General features: G+C 64.4%; 24 protein-coding genes. 22 read left to right on the forward strand and 2 right to left on the reverse strand.

What is annotated here, in order from left to right:
• The first annotated feature begins 25 nt into the window (after nucleotides 1–25).
• The 7 genes from G4O04_06375 (at nucleotide 26) to G4O04_06405 (ending at nucleotide 8,665) form a co-directional block, all read left to right on the forward strand.
• Nucleotides 26–352 (forward strand): hypothetical protein, encoded by a 327-nt coding sequence (locus G4O04_06375; protein HEY58145.1) that lies wholly within the window; start codon nucleotides 26–28, stop codon nucleotides 350–352.
• A 66-nt stretch (nucleotides 353–418) separates the two neighbouring features.
• Nucleotides 419–1,858, forward strand: a complete 1,440-nt coding sequence (locus G4O04_06380) for a phosphoglucomutase/phosphomannomutase family protein (GenBank protein ID HEY58146.1) — start codon at nucleotides 419–421, stop codon at nucleotides 1,856–1,858.
• Nucleotides 1,859–1,906: 48 nt separating this feature from the next.
• The gene (locus G4O04_06385) at nucleotides 1,907–2,515 is read left to right on the forward strand and encodes a methyltransferase domain-containing protein (GenBank protein HEY58147.1); all 609 of its coding nucleotides are present in this window, start codon (nucleotides 1,907–1,909) and stop codon (nucleotides 2,513–2,515) included.
• A 62-nt stretch (nucleotides 2,516–2,577) separates the two neighbouring features.
• A complete protein-coding gene (locus G4O04_06390; GenBank protein ID HEY58148.1) occupies nucleotides 2,578–2,835 on the forward strand; it encodes a hypothetical protein in 258 nt (85 codons plus the stop codon).
• A 599-nt stretch (nucleotides 2,836–3,434) separates the two neighbouring features.
• Nucleotides 3,435–3,536, forward strand: coding sequence for a universal stress protein (locus G4O04_06395; GenBank protein ID HEY58149.1), 102 nt, complete (start codon nucleotides 3,435–3,437; stop codon nucleotides 3,534–3,536).
• A 109-nt stretch (nucleotides 3,537–3,645) separates the two neighbouring features.
• Entirely contained in the window at nucleotides 3,646–5,079 is a 1,434-nt protein-coding gene (gene gatB, locus G4O04_06400) for an Asp-tRNA(Asn)/Glu-tRNA(Gln) amidotransferase subunit GatB (protein ID HEY58150.1), read from the forward strand.
• Nucleotides 5,080–5,506: 427 nt separating this feature from the next.
• Complete coding sequence (locus tag G4O04_06405) at nucleotides 5,507–8,665, forward strand: isoleucine--tRNA ligase (GenBank protein HEY58151.1); 3,159 nt, start codon at nucleotides 5,507–5,509, stop codon at nucleotides 8,663–8,665.
• A 155-nt stretch (nucleotides 8,666–8,820) separates the two neighbouring features.
• Here G4O04_06405 and G4O04_06410 read toward each other — a convergent pair whose 3' ends face one another.
• Nucleotides 8,821–9,231 carry an XdhC/CoxF family protein gene (locus G4O04_06410; GenBank protein HEY58152.1) on the reverse strand — a complete coding sequence of 137 codons (411 nt, stop codon included), beginning with the start codon at nucleotides 9,229–9,231 and terminating at the stop codon, nucleotides 8,821–8,823.
• 9 nt (nucleotides 9,232–9,240) lie between these two features.
• On the reverse strand, nucleotides 9,241–9,822 hold the full coding sequence (locus tag G4O04_06415) for a hypothetical protein (GenBank protein ID HEY58153.1): 582 nt from the start codon (nucleotides 9,820–9,822) through the stop codon (nucleotides 9,241–9,243).
• A gap of 159 nt (nucleotides 9,823–9,981) precedes the next feature.
• Here G4O04_06415 and alr point away from each other — a divergent pair, with 159 nt between their 5' ends.
• From alr to G4O04_06490, 15 genes are all read left to right on the forward strand, one after another.
• Entirely contained in the window at nucleotides 9,982–11,184 is a 1,203-nt protein-coding gene (gene alr / locus G4O04_06420) for an alanine racemase (GenBank protein HEY58154.1), read from the forward strand.
• A gap of 8 nt (nucleotides 11,185–11,192) precedes the next feature.
• Nucleotides 11,193–12,149, forward strand: a complete 957-nt coding sequence (locus G4O04_06425) for a CAP domain-containing protein (protein ID HEY58155.1) — start codon at nucleotides 11,193–11,195, stop codon at nucleotides 12,147–12,149.
• A gap of 32 nt (nucleotides 12,150–12,181) precedes the next feature.
• Entirely contained in the window at nucleotides 12,182–12,709 is a 528-nt protein-coding gene (gene lspA, locus G4O04_06430; protein ID HEY58156.1) for a signal peptidase II, read from the forward strand.
• Nucleotides 12,702–13,628 (forward strand): RluA family pseudouridine synthase, encoded by a 927-nt coding sequence (locus G4O04_06435; protein HEY58157.1) that lies wholly within the window; start codon nucleotides 12,702–12,704, stop codon nucleotides 13,626–13,628. Before lspA ends, G4O04_06435 begins: the two co-directional genes overlap by 8 nt.
• A gap of 93 nt (nucleotides 13,629–13,721) precedes the next feature.
• Nucleotides 13,722–14,771 carry a low-specificity L-threonine aldolase gene (ltaE, locus tag G4O04_06440; GenBank protein HEY58158.1) on the forward strand — a complete coding sequence of 350 codons (1,050 nt, stop codon included), beginning with the start codon at nucleotides 13,722–13,724 and terminating at the stop codon, nucleotides 14,769–14,771.
• A gap of 103 nt (nucleotides 14,772–14,874) precedes the next feature.
• Nucleotides 14,875–15,714 (forward strand): tetratricopeptide repeat protein, encoded by an 840-nt coding sequence (locus tag G4O04_06445; protein HEY58159.1) that lies wholly within the window; start codon nucleotides 14,875–14,877, stop codon nucleotides 15,712–15,714.
• Nucleotides 15,715–15,933: 219 nt separating this feature from the next.
• Nucleotides 15,934–17,586 carry a cobalamin B12-binding domain-containing protein gene (locus G4O04_06450; GenBank protein HEY58160.1) on the forward strand — a complete coding sequence of 551 codons (1,653 nt, stop codon included), beginning with the start codon at nucleotides 15,934–15,936 and terminating at the stop codon, nucleotides 17,584–17,586.
• Nucleotides 17,587–18,059: 473 nt separating this feature from the next.
• Complete coding sequence (locus G4O04_06455; protein ID HEY58161.1) at nucleotides 18,060–18,335, forward strand: hypothetical protein; 276 nt, start codon at nucleotides 18,060–18,062, stop codon at nucleotides 18,333–18,335.
• Between the two features lie 124 nt (nucleotides 18,336–18,459).
• Nucleotides 18,460–18,711 (forward strand): hypothetical protein, encoded by a 252-nt coding sequence (locus tag G4O04_06460; protein HEY58162.1) that lies wholly within the window; start codon nucleotides 18,460–18,462, stop codon nucleotides 18,709–18,711.
• Nucleotides 18,696–19,424: a hypothetical protein gene (locus G4O04_06465; GenBank protein ID HEY58163.1), complete on the forward strand. Its 729-nt coding sequence runs from the start codon at nucleotides 18,696–18,698 to the stop codon at nucleotides 19,422–19,424. The genes G4O04_06460 and G4O04_06465 overlap by 16 nt, the downstream gene beginning before the upstream one ends.
• Nucleotides 19,421–20,539 carry an NAD(P)-binding domain-containing protein gene (locus G4O04_06470; protein ID HEY58164.1) on the forward strand — a complete coding sequence of 373 codons (1,119 nt, stop codon included), beginning with the start codon at nucleotides 19,421–19,423 and terminating at the stop codon, nucleotides 20,537–20,539. The genes G4O04_06465 and G4O04_06470 overlap by 4 nt, the downstream gene beginning before the upstream one ends.
• Before the next feature lie 263 nt (nucleotides 20,540–20,802).
• On the forward strand, nucleotides 20,803–21,729 hold the full coding sequence (locus G4O04_06475; GenBank protein HEY58165.1) for a tyrosine-type recombinase/integrase: 927 nt from the start codon (nucleotides 20,803–20,805) through the stop codon (nucleotides 21,727–21,729).
• Nucleotides 21,730–21,754: 25 nt separating this feature from the next.
• Nucleotides 21,755–22,621 carry a purine-nucleoside phosphorylase gene (locus tag G4O04_06480; protein HEY58166.1) on the forward strand — a complete coding sequence of 289 codons (867 nt, stop codon included), beginning with the start codon at nucleotides 21,755–21,757 and terminating at the stop codon, nucleotides 22,619–22,621.
• An 89-nt stretch (nucleotides 22,622–22,710) separates the two neighbouring features.
• Nucleotides 22,711–23,400, forward strand: a complete 690-nt coding sequence (locus tag G4O04_06485; GenBank protein ID HEY58167.1) for a hypothetical protein — start codon at nucleotides 22,711–22,713, stop codon at nucleotides 23,398–23,400.
• Nucleotides 23,401–23,406: 6 nt separating this feature from the next.
• On the forward strand, nucleotides 23,407–23,940 hold the full coding sequence (locus G4O04_06490) for a GNAT family N-acetyltransferase (protein ID HEY58168.1): 534 nt from the start codon (nucleotides 23,407–23,409) through the stop codon (nucleotides 23,938–23,940).
• Nucleotides 23,941–23,943 lie beyond the last annotated feature (3 nt).

A 23,943-nucleotide genomic window follows, 5' to 3' on the forward strand; every position in this document is an offset into this window, starting at 1 on the left:
GGTGGTAGGGCGCTTTCGTCGCCGCATGACGCGACTCCGATCCCCTTCGACTCAGGATGTGATCGGGGTGTTACGCAACCTGCCGCTGCCCCCTGAGGAGAAGCGAGCCTGGATCAAACGCCTGCGTCGTGAGGGGCTGACCCCTCACCTGGCCCGCGAATTGCAGCGGGTGTTGAAACGTCACATGGAGGCGCTCCAGAGCCAGCCTCCCGAACCGCCAGGCGGCTATGGGGCGCGGTTGAAGCATCATGTGAAGGTGCTCAAGAAAAGCCGGCCTTTGGTCTTGGGGCATTACGCCGCGTTGTATGAAACATTGAGCCAGTGGCTGGAACTGCAGGAGGACGAGGAGTAACCCCCTGGTGTCTCAGGCCCCAGATCCGCCCAGGACACCAGGGGAGTCTTTCGAGGAGGGAATCCAATGCCCGTCCATTTCGGCACCGACGGCTGGCGGGCCGTCATTTCCGACACCTTTACCTTTCACAACCTGCGTCTGGTGGCTCAGGCCATCGCCGACGCGCTGAGCGCCGATTATCCCCAGGCCAACGGCCCGCATACGGTGGTTGTGGGGTTTGATACGCGCTTTCTCTCCGACCGTTACGCCATCGAGGTGGCGCGGGTGCTGGCAGCCAACGGGTATCGCGTGTTGCTGGCCCAGGCCGACGCGCCCACCCCGGCCATCTCCTACGCCGTGAAGCACCAGGGCGCCCTGGGCGGAGTGATGATCACCGCCTCCCACAACGCGCCGCGTTACAACGGCGTGAAACTCAAGGCCGCCTACGGCGGTTCGGCCCCGCCGGAGCAGGCGCGGCGGGTGGAGGTGTACCTCAACGACAACGAGGAGCGCGGTCGGGGCCCGAACCTGATGGATTACGACCGGGCGCGGGAGATGGGCCTGATCCAGCGTTTTAACCCTCTGCCCGCCTATTTCGAGCATCTGCGCACCCTGATCAACGCCGACCGCATCGCCGAAGGCAAACTGCGGGTGGTGATGGATTCGATGTACGGTTCGGGGCGCGGGGCGATCAAGGCCTTCTTGCAGGGCACCGGCGTGGAGGTGCATGAGATCCGCGCCGAGATGAACCCCGGCTTCGGCGGCGTGCACCCCGAACCCATCGCCCGATACTTAGGCGCGTTGACTACGGCCATCGCCACGGGGCTGGGCGATGTGGGGCTGGCCACCGATGGCGACGCCGACCGTATCGGCGCTATGGACGAGCGCGGGCAGTTTGTGGACCCGCACAAAATCATGGCCCTGGCGTTGCGCTACCTGGCCGAGGAGCGCGGCTGGCGGGGCGCGGCCGTGCGCACCGTGTCCACCACCCGGATGATCGACCGTCTGGCGCAAAAGTACGGCCTGGCCGTGTACGAAACGCCGGTGGGCTTTAACCACATCGCCGATTACATGTTGCGCGAGCCGGTGCTCATCGGCGGCGAGGAATCAGGCGGCATCAGCATCCGGGGCCATATCCCCGAAGGCGACGGCGTGCTCATGGGGCTGCTCATCCTGGAGATGCTGGCGCACTACCGTCAGCCCCTTTCGGTCCTGGTGGCCGACTTGCTGGCCGAGGTGGGTCCGGCTTACTATGAGCGCCGCGATTTGCGCTTGGCCCATCCGGTGGAAAAACGGGCCATGACTCGCCGCCTGGCCGAAAACGCGCCGGAGCGCATCGGCGGCGAGGCCGTGGTGGAAGTCAGCACGCGCGATGGGTGCAAGTACATCCTGGCCGATGATTCGTGGTTGCTCATCCGCCCCTCGGGCACCGAGCCGGTGCTGCGGGTGTACGCCGAAGGCCGCAGTCCCGAGATGGTGCAGGCGTTGCTGGCCTTCGGGGAAGAAGTGGCTCAGGCGGTCACTTGAGGAGGCGGCTGAGCCCATCCCGGTGAGAAAGAAGCAGGAGGATGACCCATGGCCTCCCATGAAGGCTTGTCTCAGCCGGCGGCAGGGCGTCTGTATGACCGCATCACCTGGTTGTACGCAAGGCTGAGCGACGTGGGAGGCCAGACCAAAACGCAGGCGTTGACCTGGCGGGCGGTGCGCCCCGGCGAGCGGGTGTTGGAGGTGGGCTGCGGCGCGGGCCATGACCTGCGCCGTTGGGCCGCCGCCGTTGGCCCGCGAGGGTTGGCCGTCGGCGTGGACCTGGCTTACGCCCTGTTGCGCCTGGCGCGACAACGGGCCGCTGCTTCCCTGGTGCAGGCCAAAGCCACAAGGCTTCCCTGGCCTGCCGAGGTCTTCGACGCGGTGTATGGCGCTTATGTGCTCGACCTGCTTCCCCACGAAGCCCTGGTGCCTGCGCTGCGCGAATGGCGGCGGGTGGTGCGCCCTGCAGGAAGAGCCGTGATGGTCACCATGACCTGGGGCACGGAGTCTTTCAGTCGGGTGGTGATGGGCCTGTGGTCGGCGGTCTATCGCTTGAGTCCTCCGGCCATATGTGCCGGTTGTCGGCCTTTGAGCGTGGCGCCCGCGGCGCGTGAAGCGGGCTGGCACATCCGGCAGCGAAAAGTGCTCATCGAGTGAGGTTTCCCCAGTGAGGCACTTGGTTGACCCTGGGTTCGAGGGATTGAGGAAAGGAGGACGGGATGCCCGAAGGCACGCCGATTGACCGTCAGTGGGTGCTGGTGTTGGAGAATGGGGCGGTGATTGTGGATTGGGGGAACGGCCTGGCGCAGGACCTTGCGACGGGCGATTTCCTGCGTTTCGAGGAGCGCCAGGTGAGTCATGTGGCCTATGATGAGGAGTTGGCGCTCTTGGTGCGTCAGGGGCGCATCTTGGCCTATGACCGCCGGCTGGTGTATTTGGGCAGTTTGCCCGACCTGCCCCGGAGAAGCATGGAGTGACACCCGACACCCTCGAAGGTTGGGGAAAAGGCTTCGTGCGCGGTAACTGCGCGCTGCGCCGATGGCGATCATTCAACCATATCGCTTGACCGAAGCCCTGCCTTGTCGCACGGAAATGCTTCCTGTTTCTGGCTTGGCGAGTACCGCTGGCTCTTGGGTGGGCCAGATGCGGTGATCCAGGCGTTATACAAGCCCAGATACGCCTGGGAGGCCTTGGTACCCCCAGGGCAGGAGACCGGCTGCCGGCGACTTGACATCGTACGCTGGGACTGGATGGCCTTCCCCTGGGTGTGGAGCGTGAGCCTTTCCTCGACCACACGGGGCTACACACCATCTGGCGGCAAGGCCGCCTTTGACTATACGGGGGAATATCGCTCACTGTTGGAGTACATTGCTCTGCATGGATGGGAGGGCGAAGTAAGGTGGTGGATGAGGCGTTACGCCCTGCCGCGTTGGTGGACCTGGGGATATCTCTGGCGCATCCCCTTGGGATCGCGGTTTTCAGGGTAGGGGCGGATGGCGGAGTACCGCCGCGCTTTGGGGGAGAGTGTGCCCTCGCTGTTGGCCTTTGGGAGGCGGAACGTGCCGATTGGCTTATCATGGGCGGCTATCGGCGCGGCCCGTTGGTCGAGCGACTCATCGGCAGCACGGTGAACGGCGTCCTGAACCAGGCGCGCCGACCGGTGTTGTTGGTTCGCTGAAGGAGGGTGTTGAACATGTGCCCCCGGATGGGGTGCTGGTACAATAGATTGGAGGGAGTGCCGCTCTCTCGGAGTGGTTCGCAATCTGTTAGTGCGTAGGAGACTTTCCATGGAATATGAAGCCATTATTGGATTGGAAATCCACATTCAACTGAACACCGAGACCAAAATCTTTTGTGGCTGCAAGGCCGATTCCTGGGGCGATCCGCCCAACACGAACATTTGCCCGGTGTGCACCGGTCAGCCGGGGGTGTTGCCGGTGCTGAACCGGGCGGTGGTGGAAAAGGCGGCCCTCCTGGCCGCGGCGATGCATGCTGAGGTGCAGGAGGTCTCGTTCTTTGACCGGAAAAATTACTTTTACCCGGACCTCCCCAAGGGGTACCAGATTTCCCAGTTTGATCAGCCCCTGGCGAAGGGCGGGTATCTGGACCTCCCCATGCCTGAAGGGTACACCCGCAGGGTGTCCATCATCAAGATGCACATCGAGGAAGACGCCGGGAAGACGAAGTACGAGAACGGCCGGCGGCTGATCGACTTCAACCGCTGCGGGGTGCCTTTGGTGGAGATGGTCACCGGGCCGGATTTGCGCTCCCCCGATGAGGCGGCGCATTTCCTCATCCGTTTGCGCCAGTTGGTGCGCTGGCTGGATGTTTCCGAGGGCAACATGGAAAAGGCGCACATCCGTTGCGATGCCAATGTGTCCATTCGCCCGACAGGCGCCGATTACCTCAACCCGAAGACGGAAATCAAAAATGTGAACTCCATCGAATCGGTCCGCGAGGCCATCGCGACGGAGATCAAGCGCCAGATTCGCGAGGTGGAAGCCGGGCGAGAAATTCAGGCCTGGACCCTGGAATGGGACGAGGATGCGGGCGTGCTACACAAGATGCGCTCCAAGGAGACTGAGGCCGATTATCGCTACTTTCGCGAGCCGGATTTGTTGCCCTTGGTTCTCGACCCGGCCTGGAAGGAACGCATTCTCAGCCGCCTGCCCGAACTGCCCCTGGAGCGCCGCGCCCGCTTTATGGAGGCTTATGGTTTGCCCGAATATGATGCGGATATCCTCACCGCAGAGCGCAGCCTTTCGGAGTACTACGAGGCAGCGCTCAAGGCTTACGGCGGTGACCCCAAGCGGGTGTCCAACTGGGTGATCAATGAGGTGCTGCGCTTGCTCAACGAGCGGGGCTTGACGGCGGCGGCGTTGCGCGTCAAACCGGAGCATCTGGCCCGCATCATTCAGTTGGTGGACGCCGGGACGGTCAACACCTCCACCGGCAAGGCCTTGGTGGAAAAGGTGCAGGATACGGGAAAGGCCCCGGACCGCATCGTGGAAGAGGAGGGGTTGGCTCAGGTGAGCGACGAGGGCGCGCTCCGGGCCATTTGTGAGCAAATTGTGGCGAACAACCCCGATGAGGTGGCGAAGTACCGGGACGGCAAGACGGGGCTCATCGGCTGGTTTGTCGGCCAGGTCATGCGCGAGACGCGCGGCAAGGCCAACCCCAAAGAGGTACAGCGCATCTTACGCGAGTTGTTGGAGGGATAGCCTGGCCCTTAGTCGAAATGTTGACCTGCGTGGCAAGTTGTGGCATAATCGGCGCACCAGCGAAAGCCCGAAAAGGCGACGATGGAGACGAGTAGGCCCGAAACGGCCCCCAGCGAGCCCGGGGATGGTGTGAGCCGGGCGGGTACGGCGGGCTGAAAATCCCTCCGGAGCCGCAAACCGAACGGTCGTCCGAGGCGACTTAGTAGGGGCGCCGGTCTCGCCCACCGTTATCCGGGCGCGGGTATATCCTTGAGCGGAGATGCTCTGAGGGCACGGCAGGTGCCCTCAAATCCGGCTCGAGGCCGTACTCGGTGGAGCGCCCACCTTTATGGGGTGGGAAGCAGGGTGGTACCGCGGGAGGTCCCCTCTCGTCCCTGAGTGGACGAGAGGTTTTTTTGTTCTGATCCTGGTTGATGGAGGTGTCCTCATGGCGTTTCGTCCGGTTTCGCCCAAGGTCAAGTTCCCGCAAGTCGAAGAGCAGGTGCTCAAGTTCTGGCGCGAACATGAAGTGTTCCGCAAAACCGAGGAGACGCGTCGCGGAGGGCCGGAGTTTGTGTTCTACGAGGGCCCGCCTACGGCCAACGGCAGGCCTGGGGTGCACCATGTGCTCTCGCGGTCGTTCAAGGACATCTTCCCCCGCTACAAGGTCATGCGGGGCTACCATGTGATCCGCCGCGGAGGATGGGATACCCACGGCTTGCCCGTGGAGTTGGAGGTGGAGAAGAAACTGGGCTTCACCAGCAAGCGCCAGATCGAGGAGTACGGCGTCGCCAAGTTCAACAAGTTGTGCCGCCAGTCGGTGTTCGAATACATTCAGGACTGGGAGAAACTCACCGAGCGCATCGCCTTTTGGGTGGACCTGGACAACGCCTATGTCACTTACCGCAACGAGTACATCGAATCCATCTGGTGGATTTTGAAGAATTTCTGGGACCGGGGGCTGCTGTACAAGGACTACAAGGTGGTGCCCTATTGCCCGCGCTGCGGTACGCCCCTGGCCGACCACGAGGTGGCGCTGGGCTACAAGGAGACGGAAGACCCCTCGGTCTATGTGCGGATGCCGCTGGTGGACGAGGAGGGCACTTCGCTCCTGGTGTGGACGACCACGCCCTGGACGTTGCCGGCCAATGTGGCCGTGGCGGCGCACCCCGAGGTGACCTATGTCAAGATCCGGCGCCCGTTGCCTGATGGAGGTGAGGAGTGCCTCATCTTGGCCGAGCCGCTGCTTCAGGCGGTGTTCGGAGAGGAGCCGGTGGAGGTGGTCGAGCGCTTCCCCGGCAAGGCGCTGCAGGGCAGGCGCTATCGCCCGCTGTTCACCTTCGTGCCGCTGGACAAACCGGCTCACTTCGTAGTGCTGCAGGATTTCGTGACCACCGAAGACGGCACCGGGCTGGTGCACATGGCCCCGGCTTTCGGCGCCGAGGACATGCAGACGGCCAAAGAGCACGACCTGCCCGTGGTGCTCACCGTGAATCCCGACGGCACCTTCATCCAGGCAGTGCGCCCCTGGGCTGGGATGTTCGTCAAGGACGCCGACCCGCTGATCATCGAAGACCTGGAACGCCGTGGCCTGCTCTTCCGCGCTGGAACCTACGAGCACACCTACCCCTTCTGCTGGCGTTGCAGTACCCCCTTGCTGTACTACGCCCGTTCCACCTGGTACATCCGCACCACGGATTTCAAGGACCGCCTGGTGGCCCTCAACGAGGAGATCAACTGGGTGCCCGCCCACATCAAGCACGGGCGCTTCGGCAACTGGTTGGAGAACAACATCGACTGGGCCCTGGGCCGTGAACGCTATTGGGGTACGCCGTTGCCCATCTGGGAATGCCAGCATTGCGGCCATAGGGAGGCCGTCGGCTCTGTGGCCGAACTTTCCGAAAAGGTGGGCCGCGACCTAAGCGGCATGGATCTGCACCGCCCTTATGTGGATGAGGTAACTTACACCTGCTCCGAGTGCGGGGGCGTGATGAAGCGCGTGCCCGAACTCATCGATGTCTGGTTCGATTCCGGGTCCATGCCTGTGGCCCAGTGGCACTATCCCTTCGAGAACCAGGAGACCTTCCAGAAGCAGTTCCCTGCCGACTTTATCTGTGAGGCCGTGGATCAGACCCGGGGCTGGTTCTACTCCCTGCACGCCATCAGCACCCTGCTTTTCGACAGCGTGGCCTTCAAGAATGTGGTGTGTTTGGGGTTGATTCTGGATGAGAAAGGCCAGAAGATGTCCAAATCCCGGGGGAATGTGGTGAACCCTTGGGATGTGCTCAACGTCCACGGGGCGGATGCGCTGCGATGGTATTTGTACACCGCTGGTCCGCCGGGAGACAACCGCCGGTTTTCGGTCAACCTGGTGGGGGAGGTGGTGCAGAATTTCCTGCTCACCCTGTGGAATGTGTACGCCTTCTTCGTCACTTACGCCAATCTGGACGGCTGGCAGCCTGACCCCAACCGGCAGCCTGCCTACAGCGATCTGGACCGCTGGCTGCGATCCTACCTTCACACCCTGGTGCGCGATGTGACCCAGGCGCTGGAGTCCTACGACGCCCTGGGCGCGACGCGGCCCATCGAGACCTTTGTGGAGCGGTTGTCCAACTGGTACCTGCGGCGCTCGCGCCGGCGCTTTTGGCGCGGGGCCAGCGGCGACGACGAGGACAAGTATGCGGCCTACGCCACCCTGTATGAAGCCCTGGTGACGCTGAGCCACCTGATCGCGCCCTCCATGCCTTTCCTGGCCGAGGAACTTTACCAGAACCTGGTGCGCTCGGTGAATCCGGAAGCGGCCGAGTCGGTGCATCTGGCCACCTGGCCGGAGGTGGACGAAGAGGCCATTGATGAGGCGCTGAACCGTGAGATGGAACTGGTGATGAGGTTGGCCTCTCTGGGCCACGCGGCCCGCGCCCAGGCGGGGATCAAAGTGCGCCAGCCCCTGCCGGCCGTGGCCTTTGCCGTGGGGCGGGCCGGCGAGGGTGAGGTGGTACGGAAATACGCCGACCTGCTGGCCGACGAACTCAATGTGAAGGAAGTGCGCCTGCTGGGCTCCGCTGGCGAAGCCCTTACCTACAGCCTGAAGCCGTTGCCCAAGCAGTTAGGGCAGAAGTACAAGTCCCTGTTCCCTAAGATTCGGCAGGCCATTCTGGCGCTGGAGGCCTCCGAGGCGTCGCAGCGGCTGCTGGCTGGTCAATCCATCCAGGTGACGGTGGACGGCACCACGTACGATATCCTGCCCGAAGAGGTCGAGGTGATCATGGAGGCCAGGACCGGCATGGCCGTGGCCTCGGAGGGGGCCTATCTGGCGGCGCTGGACACCACCATCACGCCGGAACTGCGGCGCGAGGGCCTGGCCCGCGAGTTCGTGCGCCGGGTGCAGAACCTGCGCAAGGAGGCCGGGCTGGAAGTGGCCGACCGCATCCGGCTGACCTATCAGGCCACGCCTGACCTGGCCGAGGCGGTCGAAGCCTTCCGGGAGTACATCATGGGCGAGGTTCTGGCCGTGGAGATGCAGGCCGCTGAGCCGCCTACGGAAGTCGCCCGCGCCGAGGCCGCCTTTGACGGCGAAAAGGTGACGCTGGGCATCGTGAAAGCGTAGCGGCGTGGCAAGCGTGAGCCGAAAAAAGGCCTGACAGGTTACCTGTCAGGCCTTTTTGGTTGGGTTGGGGCCGCCGTGTGGGGCGGTGTGATGGAAATGGGCCAACGCTGTGCATCCAGGGGGGCTTTTCCACCGGAGAAGGAGGGCGGGGGGCGTCAGGCCTTGGGCCGACCCGACTTGCCGTTGTGCGTCGCCACAATCTCAGCCAGAATGCCCAGGGTGATTTCCTCCGGCGCAGCGCCCAGGTCGAAGCCCACCGGCCCGTGAATGCGGGCCAGGTCCTCCTCGCTGAGCCCTTCCTCGCGCAGCGCTTTGCGCCGCGCCGCCTGGGTGCGGCGGGAGCCCAGCAGGCCCACATAACCCACCGGGCTGCGTAGCGCCGTGGCCAGGGCCGGCACATCGATTTTCGGGTCGTGGGCCAGGGCGACCACCGCGTCGCTGGGCCGCAGGGCATCGGCGGGGAGGGCGTCCTGGGGCCAGGCCACGACGACCTCGTCGGCCATGGGGAAGCGTTCCGCGGTGGTGAAGGCGCGGCGGGGGTCCACCACGCGCACGCGGTAGCCCACCGTCTTGGCTCAGCGGGCCAGGATTTGCCCTAAGTGCACCGCGCCGACGATGGTCAGCGTGGGGGGCGGGGCGCAAACCTGCACGAAGCACTCGCCCACCGGCGTGGAGCGACGCTCGGCCAGCGGGCCGGGGAAGGCGCCTTCCAACGCCGGGGCCAGGTCTGCGCGGCCCTTCTGACGGCCATCCGGCCAGGCCAGCAGGTGGCCTTCACCGCTCAGGTGGGCCACCCAGGCCACGGTCTCGCCGCGGGCGAGGGCGTCCAGCAAGGCGCGGTGCATGGCGGTGAGAGGTTCGATGTACACGCTCATCTCCCCGTCGCAGGCCAGGCCCACCTCCCAGCCCTCCTCGTCCACCACGCGAAAGGTGACCTGCTTGGGCGCGTTGGTTTGCAGCACCTCCTGGGCTTCCTGGAAGACCACACCTTCCACGCATCCCCCGCTGACCGAGCCGGCCATCTTGCCCGAAGCGGTCACGGCCATCCAGGCGCCGACGGGGCGCGGGGTGGGGCGCTGGGCGTGCACCACCACCGCCACGGCGATGGGCTCTTCTTGTTCCAGCCAGGTTTGGACCTCGGAAAGGATTTCTTTCATACACAGGTAACTCCTTGGTGGAGGTAGGGAAAGTATACCGCAGGGAAGGCTTTTACGGCTTTGGCTCTGTCTCCCGGCGCCTCTCCAGAAGCGGGAGCCAGGGTTGGCCCTGCGCACCGTCACTTCACCAGCCTGGGACGATGGGGTAAAATAAGCCCCATGAGCGCCCTTGCTGAGGAGTTTCCCTACTATCCGGTGAGTGCAGCCAGTGATGAGGACGAGGGGGTAGTGCGCCCCACACGGGTGATGATCGACCTGAATGCCCTGGCGGACAACTTCCAGGCCATCCGTCAACGAGTGGCTCCGTCTAAGGTGATGCCCATCCTCAAGGCCAACGCTTACGGCCACGGCCTGGTGCCTGTGGCCCGCCTGATGGAGCGTCTGGGAGCGGATTACTTAGGGGTGGCCGTGCTGGAAGAGGGAATTCTATTGCGGAAAATGGGGATCCGGACCCCGATCCTGGTGCTGGGCGGCATTTGGGGCAGTCAGGTTCCCCTTTTTCTCAAATACGACCTAACGCTCGCGGCGTCCTCGATCGAGAAATTACAGCAGATTGATCAGGCGGCTGAGGCCCTAGGCACGGTGGCGCGTGTCCACTTGAAAATTGATACCGGTATGGAGCGCATCGGCGTGCATTTCTACAGTGCTGAGGCCTTTCTCGAAGCCTCGCTGAAATGCCGCCATGTCCAGGTGGAGGGCATCTTTTCCCACTTTGCTAATGCGGATGCTGCGGATTTGACCTCGTCCCGGCTGCAATTGGAGCGGTTTCAAGAGGTGTTGCGCTTCTATGAGAAGCGCAGCCTGCCTTTGCCCATGTGTCACATGGCCAATTCGGCGGCCATTCTACGGTTGCCGGAGGCCTATTTTGATTTGGTGCGCCCTGGCATATTGCTTTACGGAGTGTATCCCTCCCCCGAAGTGCCGCGCACCGTGGCCGTCCGCCCGGCATTGACCTGGGTCTCTCGGGTGGTGTATTTCAAAGTGACCAAGCCGGGCCATCCGGTGAGTTACGGCTGGACCTGGAAGCCGCAGCGGATGACCCGCATCGTCACCGTCCCGGTCGGATATGGTGATGGCTACTTCCGTGCCATGTCCAACAAGGCTCAGGTGCTTATCCGCGGGAAGCGTTACCCCCAGGTGGGACGGATCTGCATGGATCAAATGATGGTGGATATCGGTTGGGAGAGCGCCTACAACGGCGATGAAGTAGTGCTGATCGGCTGTCAGGGCGAGGAGTGCATCACCGTGGAGGACCTGGCTGCCTGGGCTGACACGATTCCGTATGAAATCCTGACCAACATCAACACCCGGGTGCCGCGCATTTATATCGGCGATGGTGTGGGCGAGGCTGAGGGCCGATGAAACACTGGATGTCCTGGGTGGTATGGGGCGTGGGGCTTTTGCTGACCGCTTGTGGGTGGACTATGCCCGCTGCCCCTGCTCTCGAAGGGACGGCCACCTGGACCCCCCTGGCCCCTGCTGCGCCTACGGCCACGGTGCTGTCCTCGACCACCGCACCTCAGCACACGCGCCTGCCCTCGCCGACAGCCCGGCCTGATGGGAGGGACTTGGCGTCCCCTTCGCCTGCCGCGAGCCCTTTGGCCCCCACGGTCACTGCTTTTGTGCCCCCGACGGGGACGGCGACGGCCCCGCCCTCGCCCACATTCACCCCCACATCTGCCGGGCTGCCAGGCGCCACGCCGTGGCCTTCCCCCCAGGCGACGGCCACTGCCCCGCCTCCCACGCGAGAGATGCTCCCCTCGCCCACGCTGGAACCGCCCTCGGCCACGCCTGTTCCTCCGACGGTGGCGGTTTCTCCGACCGTGACGGCTACGCCTGCGCCGCCCAGCGCGACGCCCACTGCCACGATGGCCCTGCCCACACCTTCGGCGACCGCCCCGTTGGCCTCGTGTGCAGTCGACGGCAACGCGACTTACGAAGCCCAACTGTTGGCGTTGATCAACCAGGAGCGACAGGCTCAAGGTTTGTCTCCCCTGGCCATGGAGCCTCACCTTCAAGAGGCCGCGCGTGCTCATAGCGAAGACATGGCCTGCAACGGTTTCTTTGCCCACACCGGCTCGGACGGTTCCACGTTCGCCGATCGGGTGTTGCATTTTGGTTATGCCTTTTCCTATGTTGGCGAGAACATTTACGCGGGAAGTGGGCCGTACAACAGCCCGGAAGCGGTGTTCAACGCCTGGCTGAACAGCCCGCCCCATCGGGAGAACATGCTCAACCCCAACTTTATCCATGTGGGTATTGGTTATTGCTACGCCCCGGAAAGCCCCTACGGCAGTTACTGGACGGCCGATTTTGGCCGACCGTAGCGCGGTCGTATTCCCGATTATGGAGCCCCCTCATGCGTCAATGGTGGAAAACAGGGAGTGTGTTGCTGCTCGCCGCTTTGGTCGTGGCTGTGGACCAGTACGCCAAAGCGTGGATTCGCCAGGCCTTGCCTTATGGTGCGGTGTGGTCGGCGCCCTGGGCCGAAACCCTGCCCTGGCTGCGCATCGTGCACTGGAGCAACCCCGGCGCGGCCTTTGGTTTGTTTCAGCAAGCCGGGCCGCTGTTCACGGCGCTGGCTGTGGTGGTGGTGCTGGCCATGCTGTTCCATCTTCCCCAGATGCAACGCGAACCCTGGCTGATGCGTCTTGGCCTGGGGTTGGTGTTGGGCGGCGCCCTGGGCAATCTGGTGGATCGGCTGACCCAGGGTGTGGTCACGGATTTCATCGCGGTGGGCGCTTTTCCGGTGTTCAACCTGGCCGACGCTTCCATCACCGTAGGGGCTGTGGCCATCCTGCTGGCGGGCTGGGCCTCCGGTCAAGATGCGGAAGCCGGGCAGGAGACCCTGACGGAAGAACCGGAGGAAAAGGTGCCCCATGAGTGAGCAGGAAGTGAAGCGGTTTCGGTTCACCGGAGACACGCCTCAGCGACTGGATAAGTTTTTGGTGACCTGCTTTCCCAACCAGTCGCGCTCTCGCCTCCAGATGTGGATCAAGGAAGGGCTGGTGTTGGTCAATGGGCGCCCGGCAGGCAAAGCCGGGCAGATGCTGGAGGGAGGCGAGGAGGTTGAGGTGCACGTCCCGCCGGTGCGGCCTACCGAGGTGGTGCCCGAGCCCATCCCGCTGGACATCCTCTTCGAGAACCGCGATGTCCTAGTGGTGAACAAGCCCGCTGGGATGGTCGTCCACCCGGGACCGGGCAACGAGCGCGGCACGTTGGTCAACGCCGTGCTGGCCTATGTGCCGGATTTGCAGGGGGTGGGCGGAATGCTCCGCCCTGGCATCGTCCATCGGTTGGACAAGGACACTTCCGGGGTGATCATTGTGGCCAAAAACGACCGGGCCCACCGCTTTTTGCAGCAGCAGTTCAAGGAGCGCGCCACAGAGAAAGTGTACCTAGCTCTGGTGGACGGCGCACCGCCCACGCCGAAGGGCCGTATCGAGGCCCCCATCGGCCGCGACACCACCCACCGCCAGCGGATGAAAGTGGTGCCGCCGGGCAAAGGCCGCGAAGCGGTCACGATTTACCACACGGTGGAGCGCCTGCCGGCGCACACCTTGTTGGAAGTGCATCCGCTCACCGGGCGAACCCATCAGATCCGGGTGCATCTGGCCTTTTTGGGGTGTCCGGTGGTGGGCGATACGGTGTATGGACGCCGCAAGCCCACGCTGAGCCTGGGGCGTCACTTTTTGCACGCCTATCGCCTGACCATCACCCTGCCTGGGGAACAAGTATCGCGTACCTTCGAGGCCCCCTTGCCGCCCGAGTTGGAGGCGGCCCTGGAAGAGGCGCGCCAGAAGTAACAGGATGGCTGTCAAGCGCGGTCGCTCAAACGCTCACCGCTCAGGGCGTGGTGCCCCAGGCGAGGTCGGATCAGGAAAGCCGAAGGAGGAACGATGGACTGGATCGATTTGCGCTCGGATACCGTAACCTGGCCCACTCCGGCCATGCGTGAGGCCATGGCGCGCGCGGCCGTAGGAGACGATGTGTACGGCGAGGACCCGACGATCCATCGCCTGGAAGCGCGGGCCGCTGAGTTGACGGGTAAAGAGGCCTGCCTGTTTGTGGCTTCGGGCACCATGGGCAACCTGGTCGCGGTGTTCACCCATTGTCAGCGGGGAGATGAGGTGATTTTGGGCGACAAGGCCCACATGTTTGTCAACGAAGGTGGCGGTATGGCGGCGCTGGGGGGCGTGCATCCCCATCCGGTGCCTAACCGCGCCGACGGCGGCCTGGATATGGACGCGGTGCAGGCCGCCTTGCGCGATCCGCACAACCCTCATCACCCCCGCTCGCGTCTGGTGACCCTGGAGAACACCCACAATATTTGCGGCGGTGTGGCCGTGCCCCTGGAACACATGCGTGAGGTGGCCGACTGGGCGTACGCCCACGGCCTGTCCGTCCATCTGGACGGCGCGCGGCTGTTCAACGCGGCCCTGGCTTTGGGCGTCCCAGCGCGCGAGGTGTGCGCTCCTGTGGATTCGGTGATGTTTTGCCTGAGCAAAGGGCTGAGCGCACCGGTGGGGTCGCTGCTCTGCGGTTCGGCGGCCTTCATCGCCGAGGCCCGCCGCTGGCGCAAGATGGTGGGCGGCGGGATGCGCCAGGTTGGCGTGCTGGCGGCAGCGGGTTTGGTGGCCCTGGAGGAAATCCTCCCCCGGTTGGCCGAGGACCATCGCCGGGCGCGACAACTGGCTCAGGGGTTGCAGCAAATCCCGGGCGTGTCTCTGGATTTTGGGCTGCCCCAGACCAACATGGTCTATTTCTCCCTCACCGAGGAGGTGCCCTGGGATGCCGCTGAGGTGGCGCGCCGTTTGGAGGCCCGGCGGATCAAAGTCGATGTGGAAGGCCCCCGCCGGTTTCGCCTGGTGACCCACTACTGGATTGACGATCAGGCGGTCGAAACCGTGATGCAGGCCTTCCAAGAGGTGTTGGGAACCCGGCCCTGAGCGCCCGCTCTAACGGAAATCTTATACCCCTCCGGTAAAATCAAGGCGCTGGTGTGTGTCGCCTTGCGAGTGTTGGTGTGTTCAGGTGCACAGGGAGGGGACGATGCAAGAGTATATTTTTGAGGTCAACGAAGCCGATTTTGACACGCATGTGCTGGAACGCTCCACGCGACTTCCGGTGATCGTGATTTTCACCGCGCCCTGGTGTACCCCCTGCGAGGTCTTGAACCCCATGCTGGAGCGCCTGGTGCAGGATGCGGAGGGGGCGCTGGCGCTGGCCAGGGTCAATGTGGACGAAAATCCGCGCCTCGCGGCGCGCTTTGAGGTGAAGACATTGCCCCTGGTGCGGGTGTTCGTCAACCGTCAGGTGGTGGCCGGCTTTGCGGGGACGCCCACGGAGGCGCAATTACGGCAGTTTGTGCGCCGTTTGGCCCCCAATCAGGGTAACCTGCAACGCGAGCGCGGCTTGTCCCTGGTGCGAAGGGGGCAATGGGCCGAGGCGGAAGCCGCCCTGCGTGCCGTCCTGGCCGAGCGGGCAGACGACCCCGCGGCCCGGCTGGGCCTGGTGAAGGCCTTGCTGGCCCAGGGGCGTGCCGAGGAGGCGCTGGACTGGCTGACCAACTTTCCCCCCAGCAAGGAGTACAGCGAGGCCCAGATGCTCCGCCCGCTGGCCGAGGCGCTGGCCGAGGCGTTTCGGGACGCCGATTTGAGCCCCAAGGAGAGTGATGACCTTTTGGAGGCCATCTACCGGCGGGCCTTGCGCCTGGTGGCGGCGGGGAATTTGCCTGCGGCCATGGACGGTTTGCTGGAAGTGCTGCGCCGGGACAAGCGCTACCGCCGGGGCGAAGCCCATCAGGTGGCGTTGGCCGTGTTGGCGCTCATGGACCCCGACGCTCCGGAGACGCGTCAGTATCGTCAGGAATTGGCGATGGTCTTGTTCTAAGCGGTTCTGGCCCCTCTGCCCGCGCTTGACGCCATGCCGTAAAGAGTATACAATCCATTTCGCGCGGCCTTTGCCTGATATCACCGCGGTGTTCCCTGAGTAAAGCGAGCAGCCGAAGAGCCTTCACCCCTTGCTGCGGGGCCAAGATGCCGCTGCGGGCCGCCGTTAAGGGTAGTCTGCGCCTCGGTTTCTTGACATATTTTTCTGGAGGGTATGGTGATGGAGCGCAAAGAGCGGAAAACCGTGATTGGTGCGGCGTTGGGGGAGTGCGTGCATGTGGCCGGTGTAATGCGCTTTCTGCGCTTGGCTGAGCAGGCCGGCTGGCGCACCGTGTTCCTCGGCCCGGCTACCCCCATCGAAAAAGTGCTCGAAGCCGCCCGCCGGGAAAAAGCCGACCTGGTAGGCGTTTCTTACCGCCTCACCCCTGAAACCGGCGAGCGCCTGCTCGCCGAGTTCGCCGAGGCCGCCGACGACCTGCGCGTCCAGGGCGTGCGCTTCGTCTTCGGCGGCACGCCCCCCGTGGCCGAACGCGCCCGGAAGCTGGGTTTCTTCGATATGGTCTTCGACGGCACCGAGTCCCCCGACCAAGTGCTGGCCTACCTCAAGGGTGCCGACCCCACCCACTTCACCGAGCAGGACTTCCCCCAAGCCACGGTGGAGCGCATTCGCTGGAAGGCGCCCTATCCCCTCATCCGTCACCACTTCGGCCTGCCCAGCCTGGAGGCCACCGAGGCGGGCATCGCCCGCATCGCTGAAGCGGGTGTGCTCGATGTGATTTCCCTGGGCACCGACCAGGACGCCCAGGAGAACTTCTTCCACCCCGAACGGCAGGACCCGCGCCGACGCGGCGCCGGGGGCGTGCCTGTGCGCTCGCCGGAGGACTTCCGCCGCCTCTACCGGGCCAGCCGACGGGGGAACTTCCCCCTCATGCGCACTTACACCGGCACCGACGACTTCATCAAACTGGCCGAGATGTATGTTGAAACCATCCACATCGCCTGGGCGGCCATCCCCCTCTTTTGGTTCAATCGCATGGATGGCCGCGGCCCCTGGGACCTGGAAGGCTCCATCCGCGAGCATCAGAAACTCATGGCCTGGTACGGCGAGCGCGACATCCCTGTGGAGGTCAACGAACCCCACCACTGGGGGATGCGCGATGCGCCCGATGTGATCTTCGTGGTGGCTGCCTACCTCTCCGCCTACAACGTGAAGGCCATGGGCGTGCAGGACTACATCGCCCAACTCATGTTCAACAGCCCCGCTGACCTCTCGGACAAAATGGACCTGGCCAAGATGCTGGCCGTGCTGGAGGTGATCGCGCCCCTGGCCGACGCGGACTTCCGCATCTACCGCCAGACGCGCACCGGTTTGCTCAGTTACCCGGTGGACGCGGATTACGCCCGCGCCCACCTGGCGGCCAGCGTGTACCTGCAGCTGGCCCTCAAGCCGCACATCGTCCATGTGGTGGGCTACACCGAGGCCGAACACGCCGCCACGGCCGAGGAGGTCATCGAATCCTGCAAGCTGGCCCGCCGGGCCATCGAGAACGCCTTGCGCGGCCAGCCGGATATGACACGCGACCCCGAAGTGCAGGCCCGCAAGGAAGAACTCATCGCCGAGGCCCAGGTCACCCTGGAGGCCATCCGCAACCTGGCCGCGCCGGGGGTGGACGACCCGCTCACCGACCCGACCACCCTGACCAAGGCGGTGACCACCGGCATGCTCGACGCACCACAGTTGCAGAACAACCCTTACGGACGCGGGCAAATCGTCACCCGCATCGATGAGCGGGGCGCCTGCGTGACAGTGGACCCTGAGACGGGGAAACCGCTGAATGAACGGGAGCGGCTGACCCGCCTGGGGGTGCTCTGAACCCAGGGGGAGGGCGTGCCCCCGGTGTCCGGCCCGACCTGGACCCGAGGGAGGTCCGGCCCTTAGTAGCCCGGTGCCATCCCGGTAGGATATCCTCTATCCTGCATACAAGGAGGTCTGCGATAACCCGACAACCCGCGGCAACCATCCCGGAATAGGGCTATCTCTTGCAGGAGCCGCCTTATCCTCAGGCGCCCGGCGGCACCCGGCTGGATATTGCCCTGTTGGGCCAGCCTTCCGGGCGCCACTTCGACCCCTACAAAGCCGAATTTCCGGTGGTGATGACCTATCCCTGGGAGGGTCGTCCCCGGCATCAGGTGGTGGCGGGGGCGTGCGCGTATGGAACCACAGGGACGAGGAGGTGAGTTGGTTTACCTTCGACGGCACGTGGAACTGGAGCATCACCCGGCTACACCCTGGTCCGGTTGACCTCGCCGGCGCCCATCCTGGAGGTGGGCCCGGAGGATGAGAGGGTGCTCCTGCTGGCTCAGGAGGCCGAGGAATTGCTGGCCCAACGCAAGGCGGCTCATTTGGAGGACCACCTGGAGTGGCTGGCCCAACGACTGGCCCAGGCCGACCTGTGGGTGCTGTACTGCGCCGTGTTGCAGGCGCTGGCGGCCAAATTCGCCCGCCTGCCCAAAGAGCCGGTGGAGGAGTGCTTCCTGGCCTTCCGGCATCGGCAGATGCAACACCTGCGGGAGGCGGAGCGCTGCCCGCATCCCCTCCCCCCGCTGGAAGACCTGCTGTAACTTGCCTCCCCCTGCGCCATCCGCACGCCAATCGCACATCACTCCCTGCGGAGGTGCCTCATGAACGCTTTGCGCATCGCCATCGTGTACACCATCACCGAGCCCAAGGTGAATGGGGCGGCGGTTGAAGCAGGTGGCCCCCGAAGCCGATGCCACCCTGCACGCCATCGGTCAGGCGCTGCGGGAGGGCGGTCACGAGGTGCTCTTCATGCCCTCCGGGTTGGACCTCCCCCAACGCCTGGCCGTGGAGTTCGTGGACCTGGTCTTCAACCTGTCCACCGGCGTCGGAGGCGGCAGCCGTCAGACCCTGGTTCCGGCCATGCTGGAAGCCATGGGAGTTGCCTTTACTGGCTCCATAGTGTGGCGCGCGCCCTGACGCTGGACAAGGCCCGCACCAAGGCCGTGATGGCCTACCATGGTGTTCCCACATTACCCTTCCAGGTGATGGTCACCGGTGAGGAGCCGCTCGACCCGGCTATGGGCTTCCTGGCCCTCGTCAAGCCCTTGCGTGAAGGCTCGAGCATTGGCATTGACGCCGGGCCATCGTGTGGGACGATGGCGGCGCTGCAGGACCGCGTGTGCTGGGTGCGGGCGACTTTGAACGAACCGGCGCTGGTGGAGCGCTACATCACCGGCCGTGAGTTCACCGTGGGTGTGGTGGGCAACGGAGCGCGCCTCGAGGTGCTGCCCATCCTGGAGCGGGTCTTCGTCGGCGAGGGGCCGGCCTTCGAGCCCGTGCCGGAGCACGCCGACTGGATCGGCTCGGAGTGCCCTGCCCGCCTGGACGAGGCCACCGCAGCGCGTCTGGCTGACCTTTCGCGGCGGGCCTTTCAGGCCCTGGGGTGCGCCGATTACGCCCGCCTGGACTGGATGCTGGACGGCGAGACCGGCGAAGTGGTTCTGTTGGAGGAGAGCAGCCTGCCAAGGCTCAAGCCGGGTTACAGCAACCCGCTGGTCATGGCCCAGGCGGCGGGATGGGGCTACGAAGGCCTGTTCTGGCGCATCGTGGCCGAAGCCGCGGCGCGGCACAGCCTTGCCCCCGCATCCGAGGTCAACCTGTCCCCTGGAGAAGAAAGGAGGCGTGCATGAGCACGGTGAGTCGCTACACTGTGGTAGGCGCTGGGCATGGCGGCAAAGCCATGGCCGCCCACCTGGCGCTGATGGGGTTTGAGGTCATGCTGTACAACCGCACCCCGGCCAACATTGCCGGCATTCAGGCCCGGGGGGGCATTGAACTGCTCTCGCCGGAGGGAGGGGGCTCCGGCTTTGGGCGTCTGGTCAAGGCCACCAGCGACATCGGCGAGGCCGTGCGCTTTGGCCAGGTCATCATGGTCGTGGTGCCCTCCAACGCCCATCGGCCGCTGGCGGCCCAAATGGCTCCCCATCTGCAGGCCGGGCAAATCGTGGTGCTGCATCCTGGGCGCACCTTTGGGGCGTTGGAGTTTCGCCACATCTTGCGTCAACAGGGCGTGGGGGGAGGGGTGCTGGTAGCCGAAGCGCAGACCTTTATCTACGCCTCGCGCTCCGAGGGTCCGGCCCAGGCGCGGATTTTCCGTGTCAAAGAGGCGGTGCCTCTGGCGGCTTTGCCCGCCACCGACACGCCGCGCGTGTTGGAGGCGCTGCGCCCGGCTTACCCCCAATTCATCGACGGTGTGGATGTGCTTCACACCGGGCTGAACAACATTGGCGCCATCTTTCATCCTACCATCACCCTGCTCAACGTCGGCTGGATCGAGGCCACCGGCGGCGAGTTTCAGTTTTATCTGGACGGCGTGACGCCTACGGTGGCCCGCATCATGGAGGTCATCGACCGCGAGCGAGTGACCGTGGCAGCGGCGTTGGGCGTGCGGGCCATCACCGCCCGCGCGTGGTTGCAGATGGCCTACGACGCGCGGGGGAACAACCTCCACGAGGCCATTCACAACCAGCCGGGATACCGCGGCATCAAAGCGCCTTCCACCTTGCAGCACCGCTATTTGCTGGAAGATGTGCCCATGAGCCTAGTACCCATTGCCAACCTGGGGCAACGCTACGGCGTCTCGGTGCGCGGCATGGAGAGTTTCATCCGCCTGGCCAGCATCGCCCACGGCACGGATTACTGGCGACGGGGTCGCACCCTGGAGCGACTGGGCATCGAGCACCTCAGCGTGAGCGAGTTGCAGCGCTATGTGCGCGAAGGGGTGTGGGACGCGAATTTGTGGTAAGGGCAGGGGGCGAGGGTCTTTGCCTTTCCTCTAAGCCCTGCAGGGGCGCGGAGAGGTGACGGATCGCCCCTGCGTAACCATGCGACTTCCTTCCATACGGTTCGCCACGGCCGGCGTGACGACCACGGCCGGCGTGACGACGAGCCGCCTGAAGGTGCCTCCTATTTTCGCCCCTGGGGATGAGAGGCTGTCAAAAAGGCAAATTTGCGATATAATTTGGACGCATTGGGCCGCGATGAGACAGGCTGTTTGGAGGTTGACAAATGGAAGAGCAGATTCGGGCGTTCATTCAATCGTTGGCAGACTCAGGGGCCTATAGTGAGGGTACCTTGGCCTCATATCGGGGCGACCTGCGGAAGGGTTGGCAGATGATGTCCCGGGCGAAGGGTCAAACCGTTGGGCTGGACGATCTTTCGCCGGAACTCATCCTGTCCATGATCCAGGCGGAAATCGAGGCAGGGCGCAAGCGGAGCACCATCCAGCGCCGGGTGGCCTCCTGGCGGGCCTTTGACCGTTTTTTGTTGCAATATGGCCTGCGCACGACCTCGTTCATGCCCCCTCGCGAGGCCTTAATCGCCTTATGGCAAAAGGCGGCGGAGCCCGCTCATGCGGCCTGCCTGAGCAGCGAGCAACTGCAGCAACTTTGGACGACCTTATTGCAGTCCACCCAGCGACGGGCCATCCGCGATTTGGCGCTGATTGCCTTGTTTGTCGAATGGGGCTTTCCCAGCCAAATGGTGATTCAACTGCGGGTGGAGCATGTGGATCTGGAGCGCCGGGTGGTCTATGTGCCCCAGCCGGTGATGCGTCTGGAGGAGTTCCCGCTGGAAGAGTCCTACGAACCGTTGCGGCGCTATTTGGAGCGGGGGCGGCCGGAATTCGACCCCAAGCCTGGGGAAAACGCCCTGTTCGTCAGTCAGTTGGGCCGGGGCCTGAGCCGTCAGGGCGTCTGGCAATTGATTCAGGGATGGGGCGCGGCGGCTGGCCTGTCCATCAATATGACGCCCCGCGTGCTGCGCAACACCGCCGTGTTGCGCATGATCCGCCGGGGCGAACCTCTGGAGCGCATCCAGACGGCCCTGGGGCACGCCAACCCCATTTCCACCTCCGTGCTGTTGCGCCGGGTAGAGCGCCTTTGCCGCGCTTTGCCCATGCCCATCATCCCCCGCCTGCCTGAAGAGGCACGCTAACCTTTTTTCAGGAGAACGCATGACCATGTCTTTGTCCAAACCCGAGTATTTCACCCTGGCCGACATCGATGAGGTGGTCTCGGCCATCCGTGAGCGTACGGCCTTTCAGCCGCGGATTGGCATGATCTTGGGGTCCGGGCTGGGCGCCCTGGCCGACGCTGTGGAAGCCGAGGCCGTCATTCCCTATCAGGACCTCCCTTACTGGCCGGTCTCCACGGTGGCCGGACATGCCGGACGGCTGATTTTTGGCCGTGTGGAGGGGCAGCCGGTGATGGTGATGCAGGGGCGGGCCCACTACTACGAAGGCTACCCCATGGCTCAGGTGACCCTCCCCGTGCGGGTGATGCAGCGGCTGGGCGTGGAGATGCTCATCGTGACCAACGCAGCCGGTGCGGTCAACCCCAAGTTTCACCCCGGCGACCTGATGCTCATCGTGGACCATCTGAACCTGATCGGCATGGCCGGCCCCAACCCCTTGCGTGGGCCAAATCTGGACGCTTTTGGCCCCCGTTTTCCCGATATGAGCCAGGCCTACGATCGGGCGCTCATGGCCCTGGCCCGAGAGGTGGCCCGCGAAGAAGGTTTGCCCTTGCGGGAAGGGGTGTATGTGAGTCTGGCCGGGCCTTCCTTTGAGACCCCTGCGGACCTGCGTTTCCTGCGGGCCATAGGCGTGGATGCCGTGGGGATGTCCACCGTGCCCGAAGTCATCGTGGCCCGACATGGTGGCACGCGGGTGCTGGGGATCTCCGGCATCAGCAACAAGGCCAACCTGGATGGCAACACGGTGACCACCCACGAAGAGGTGCTGGCTGCCGGAAGGTTGATCGCCCCGCGATTGACCACCCTGGTGCGGGGTGTGTTGCGTCGCCTGGAGGCCTCCGGGGCCGCCTGAAGATCGGGTGCTTCAACCGCTCCCCCCTGCAAACCCTGCCGTTGGCCTGCGCCCCCGCGCCAACGGAGCCCCCTTCTGTTGAGGATGTGATGCAAGCCCTGTTGCGTTTTCTGAAAACCTATGAGTTGGGCATTTACCTGCTTTTGGGGGTGGCGTTTTTGCTCTATTTTCGCCGGCTGCTTTTGGCCTGGCGGGTGTGGCAGGGGGCCTTGTTTGGTTTGGAGCGTGAAGAAGCCGAACGCCGTTTGCGCGGCGCTTTTCTGGGCGTGGTGCTGAGCGTGGGCTTGATGTTGACCACCTTTGCCCTGGTGACCTTTGCCACGCCGGTGCAGACCGGCCCGGTGGTCCTGCCCACGGCCACGCTGGATCTGCTGGCCACGACGCCGCCTGAGGAGGCGTCTCCCACCCCTGAGGGCACGCCTACCCCTTTGCCCACCCCAGTGCTGGACACCGGAGGGTGTGTGCCGGATCAGGTGTTCATCGCCTCCCCCCAGACCGGGGACACCATTTCCGGGGAGGTGACCATTGAGGGCACGGCGAACATCCCCAATTTCGGCTTTTACAAGGTGGAGTTCGCCCTGGCCAGCGAAGCCCTTTTCCTGACCATTGGCGTCGGACGAGTCCCGCGGGTCCAGGAACCCCTCATTGAGGGCTGGGACACCTCCCGAATCCCCCCCGGCGATTATGTCATCCAGTTGGTGGTCACCGACAATCAGGGGCAGGCCCTGCCGCCCTGTCGGGTGCGCGTGCACATTGCGGCTCCGCCCGCTCAACCGTAAACCATGATGAGCCCTCTGGAGATTCGCCCGGCTTTGGCCGCCGATATCCCTTATCTGGTGCGGCTGGATCACACCGTGGAAAGCACCCATGTCTGGCGTCTGGAGTGGAGCCACGGCGAAACGCTGGGCGCCAGGTTTCGTCCCGCGCCGCTCCCCCGGCCGGTGATCCTGCCGTATCCCTATGCGCCTGAGGCCTTTCTCGAGGACTGGCGGCGGTTGCCCGCGTTGTGGGTGGCCTTGCAAGATGGCCGCCCGGTGGGCTATGCGACCTTGCGCTGGTCGCCGGCGCCAGATGTGGCCTGGCTTTCGGACCTGGTGGTGGACTCTCCTTATCGCCGTCAGGGGATTGGACGGGCCTTGCTCCTGCATGTGCTCCACTGGGCGGCTCAACAGGGATACCGCCGTTTGGTGTGGGCGGCCTCCTTTCGCAATCACCCGGCCGTTTCCCTGGCCTTCCGGGTCCATTTGCACTTCGTGGGTTTTCAGCAGGCCTTCTTCCCCAATGGGGATACGGCGTTGTTTTTGGGTCGAGATGTGTAAGCC

The sequence above is a fragment of the Anaerolineae bacterium genome (genome assembly GCA_011176535.1).
In the GTDB taxonomy this organism is placed as follows: domain Bacteria; phylum Chloroflexota; class Anaerolineae; order Anaerolineales; family DRMV01; genus DUEP01.

Coding starts and splice junctions, on each gene's coding strand:
- G4O04_06395 (HEY58149.1), top strand. CDS start 3,435: ATGGGCGGCTATCGGCGCGGCCCGTTGGTCGAGCGACTCATCGGCAGC.
- gatB (HEY58150.1), top strand. CDS start 3,646: ATGGAATATGAAGCCATTATTGGATTGGAAATCCACATTCAACTGAAC.
- G4O04_06485 (HEY58167.1), top strand. CDS start 22,711: ATGCAAGCCCTGTTGCGTTTTCTGAAAACCTATGAGTTGGGCATTTAC.
- alr (HEY58154.1), top strand. CDS start 9,982: ATGAGCGCCCTTGCTGAGGAGTTTCCCTACTATCCGGTGAGTGCAGCC.
- G4O04_06475 (HEY58165.1), top strand. CDS start 20,803: ATGGAAGAGCAGATTCGGGCGTTCATTCAATCGTTGGCAGACTCAGGG.
- G4O04_06380 (HEY58146.1), top strand. CDS start 419: ATGCCCGTCCATTTCGGCACCGACGGCTGGCGGGCCGTCATTTCCGAC.
- G4O04_06490 (HEY58168.1), top strand. CDS start 23,407: ATGAGCCCTCTGGAGATTCGCCCGGCTTTGGCCGCCGATATCCCTTAT.
- G4O04_06390 (HEY58148.1), top strand. CDS start 2,578: ATGCCCGAAGGCACGCCGATTGACCGTCAGTGGGTGCTGGTGTTGGAG.
- ltaE (HEY58158.1), top strand. CDS start 13,722: ATGGACTGGATCGATTTGCGCTCGGATACCGTAACCTGGCCCACTCCG.
- G4O04_06405 (HEY58151.1), top strand. CDS start 5,507: ATGGCGTTTCGTCCGGTTTCGCCCAAGGTCAAGTTCCCGCAAGTCGAA.
- G4O04_06425 (HEY58155.1), top strand. CDS start 11,193: ATGTCCTGGGTGGTATGGGGCGTGGGGCTTTTGCTGACCGCTTGTGGG.
- G4O04_06435 (HEY58157.1), top strand. CDS start 12,702: ATGAGTGAGCAGGAAGTGAAGCGGTTTCGGTTCACCGGAGACACGCCT.
- lspA (HEY58156.1), top strand. CDS start 12,182: ATGCGTCAATGGTGGAAAACAGGGAGTGTGTTGCTGCTCGCCGCTTTG.
- G4O04_06375 (HEY58145.1), top strand. CDS start 26: ATGACGCGACTCCGATCCCCTTCGACTCAGGATGTGATCGGGGTGTTA.
- G4O04_06450 (HEY58160.1), top strand. CDS start 15,934: ATGGAGCGCAAAGAGCGGAAAACCGTGATTGGTGCGGCGTTGGGGGAG.
- G4O04_06470 (HEY58164.1), top strand. CDS start 19,421: ATGAGCACGGTGAGTCGCTACACTGTGGTAGGCGCTGGGCATGGCGGC.
- G4O04_06415 (HEY58153.1), bottom strand. CDS start 9,822: ATGAAAGAAATCCTTTCCGAGGTCCAAACCTGGCTGGAACAAGAAGAG.
- G4O04_06480 (HEY58166.1), top strand. CDS start 21,755: ATGTCTTTGTCCAAACCCGAGTATTTCACCCTGGCCGACATCGATGAG.
- G4O04_06445 (HEY58159.1), top strand. CDS start 14,875: ATGCAAGAGTATATTTTTGAGGTCAACGAAGCCGATTTTGACACGCAT.
- G4O04_06385 (HEY58147.1), top strand. CDS start 1,907: ATGGCCTCCCATGAAGGCTTGTCTCAGCCGGCGGCAGGGCGTCTGTAT.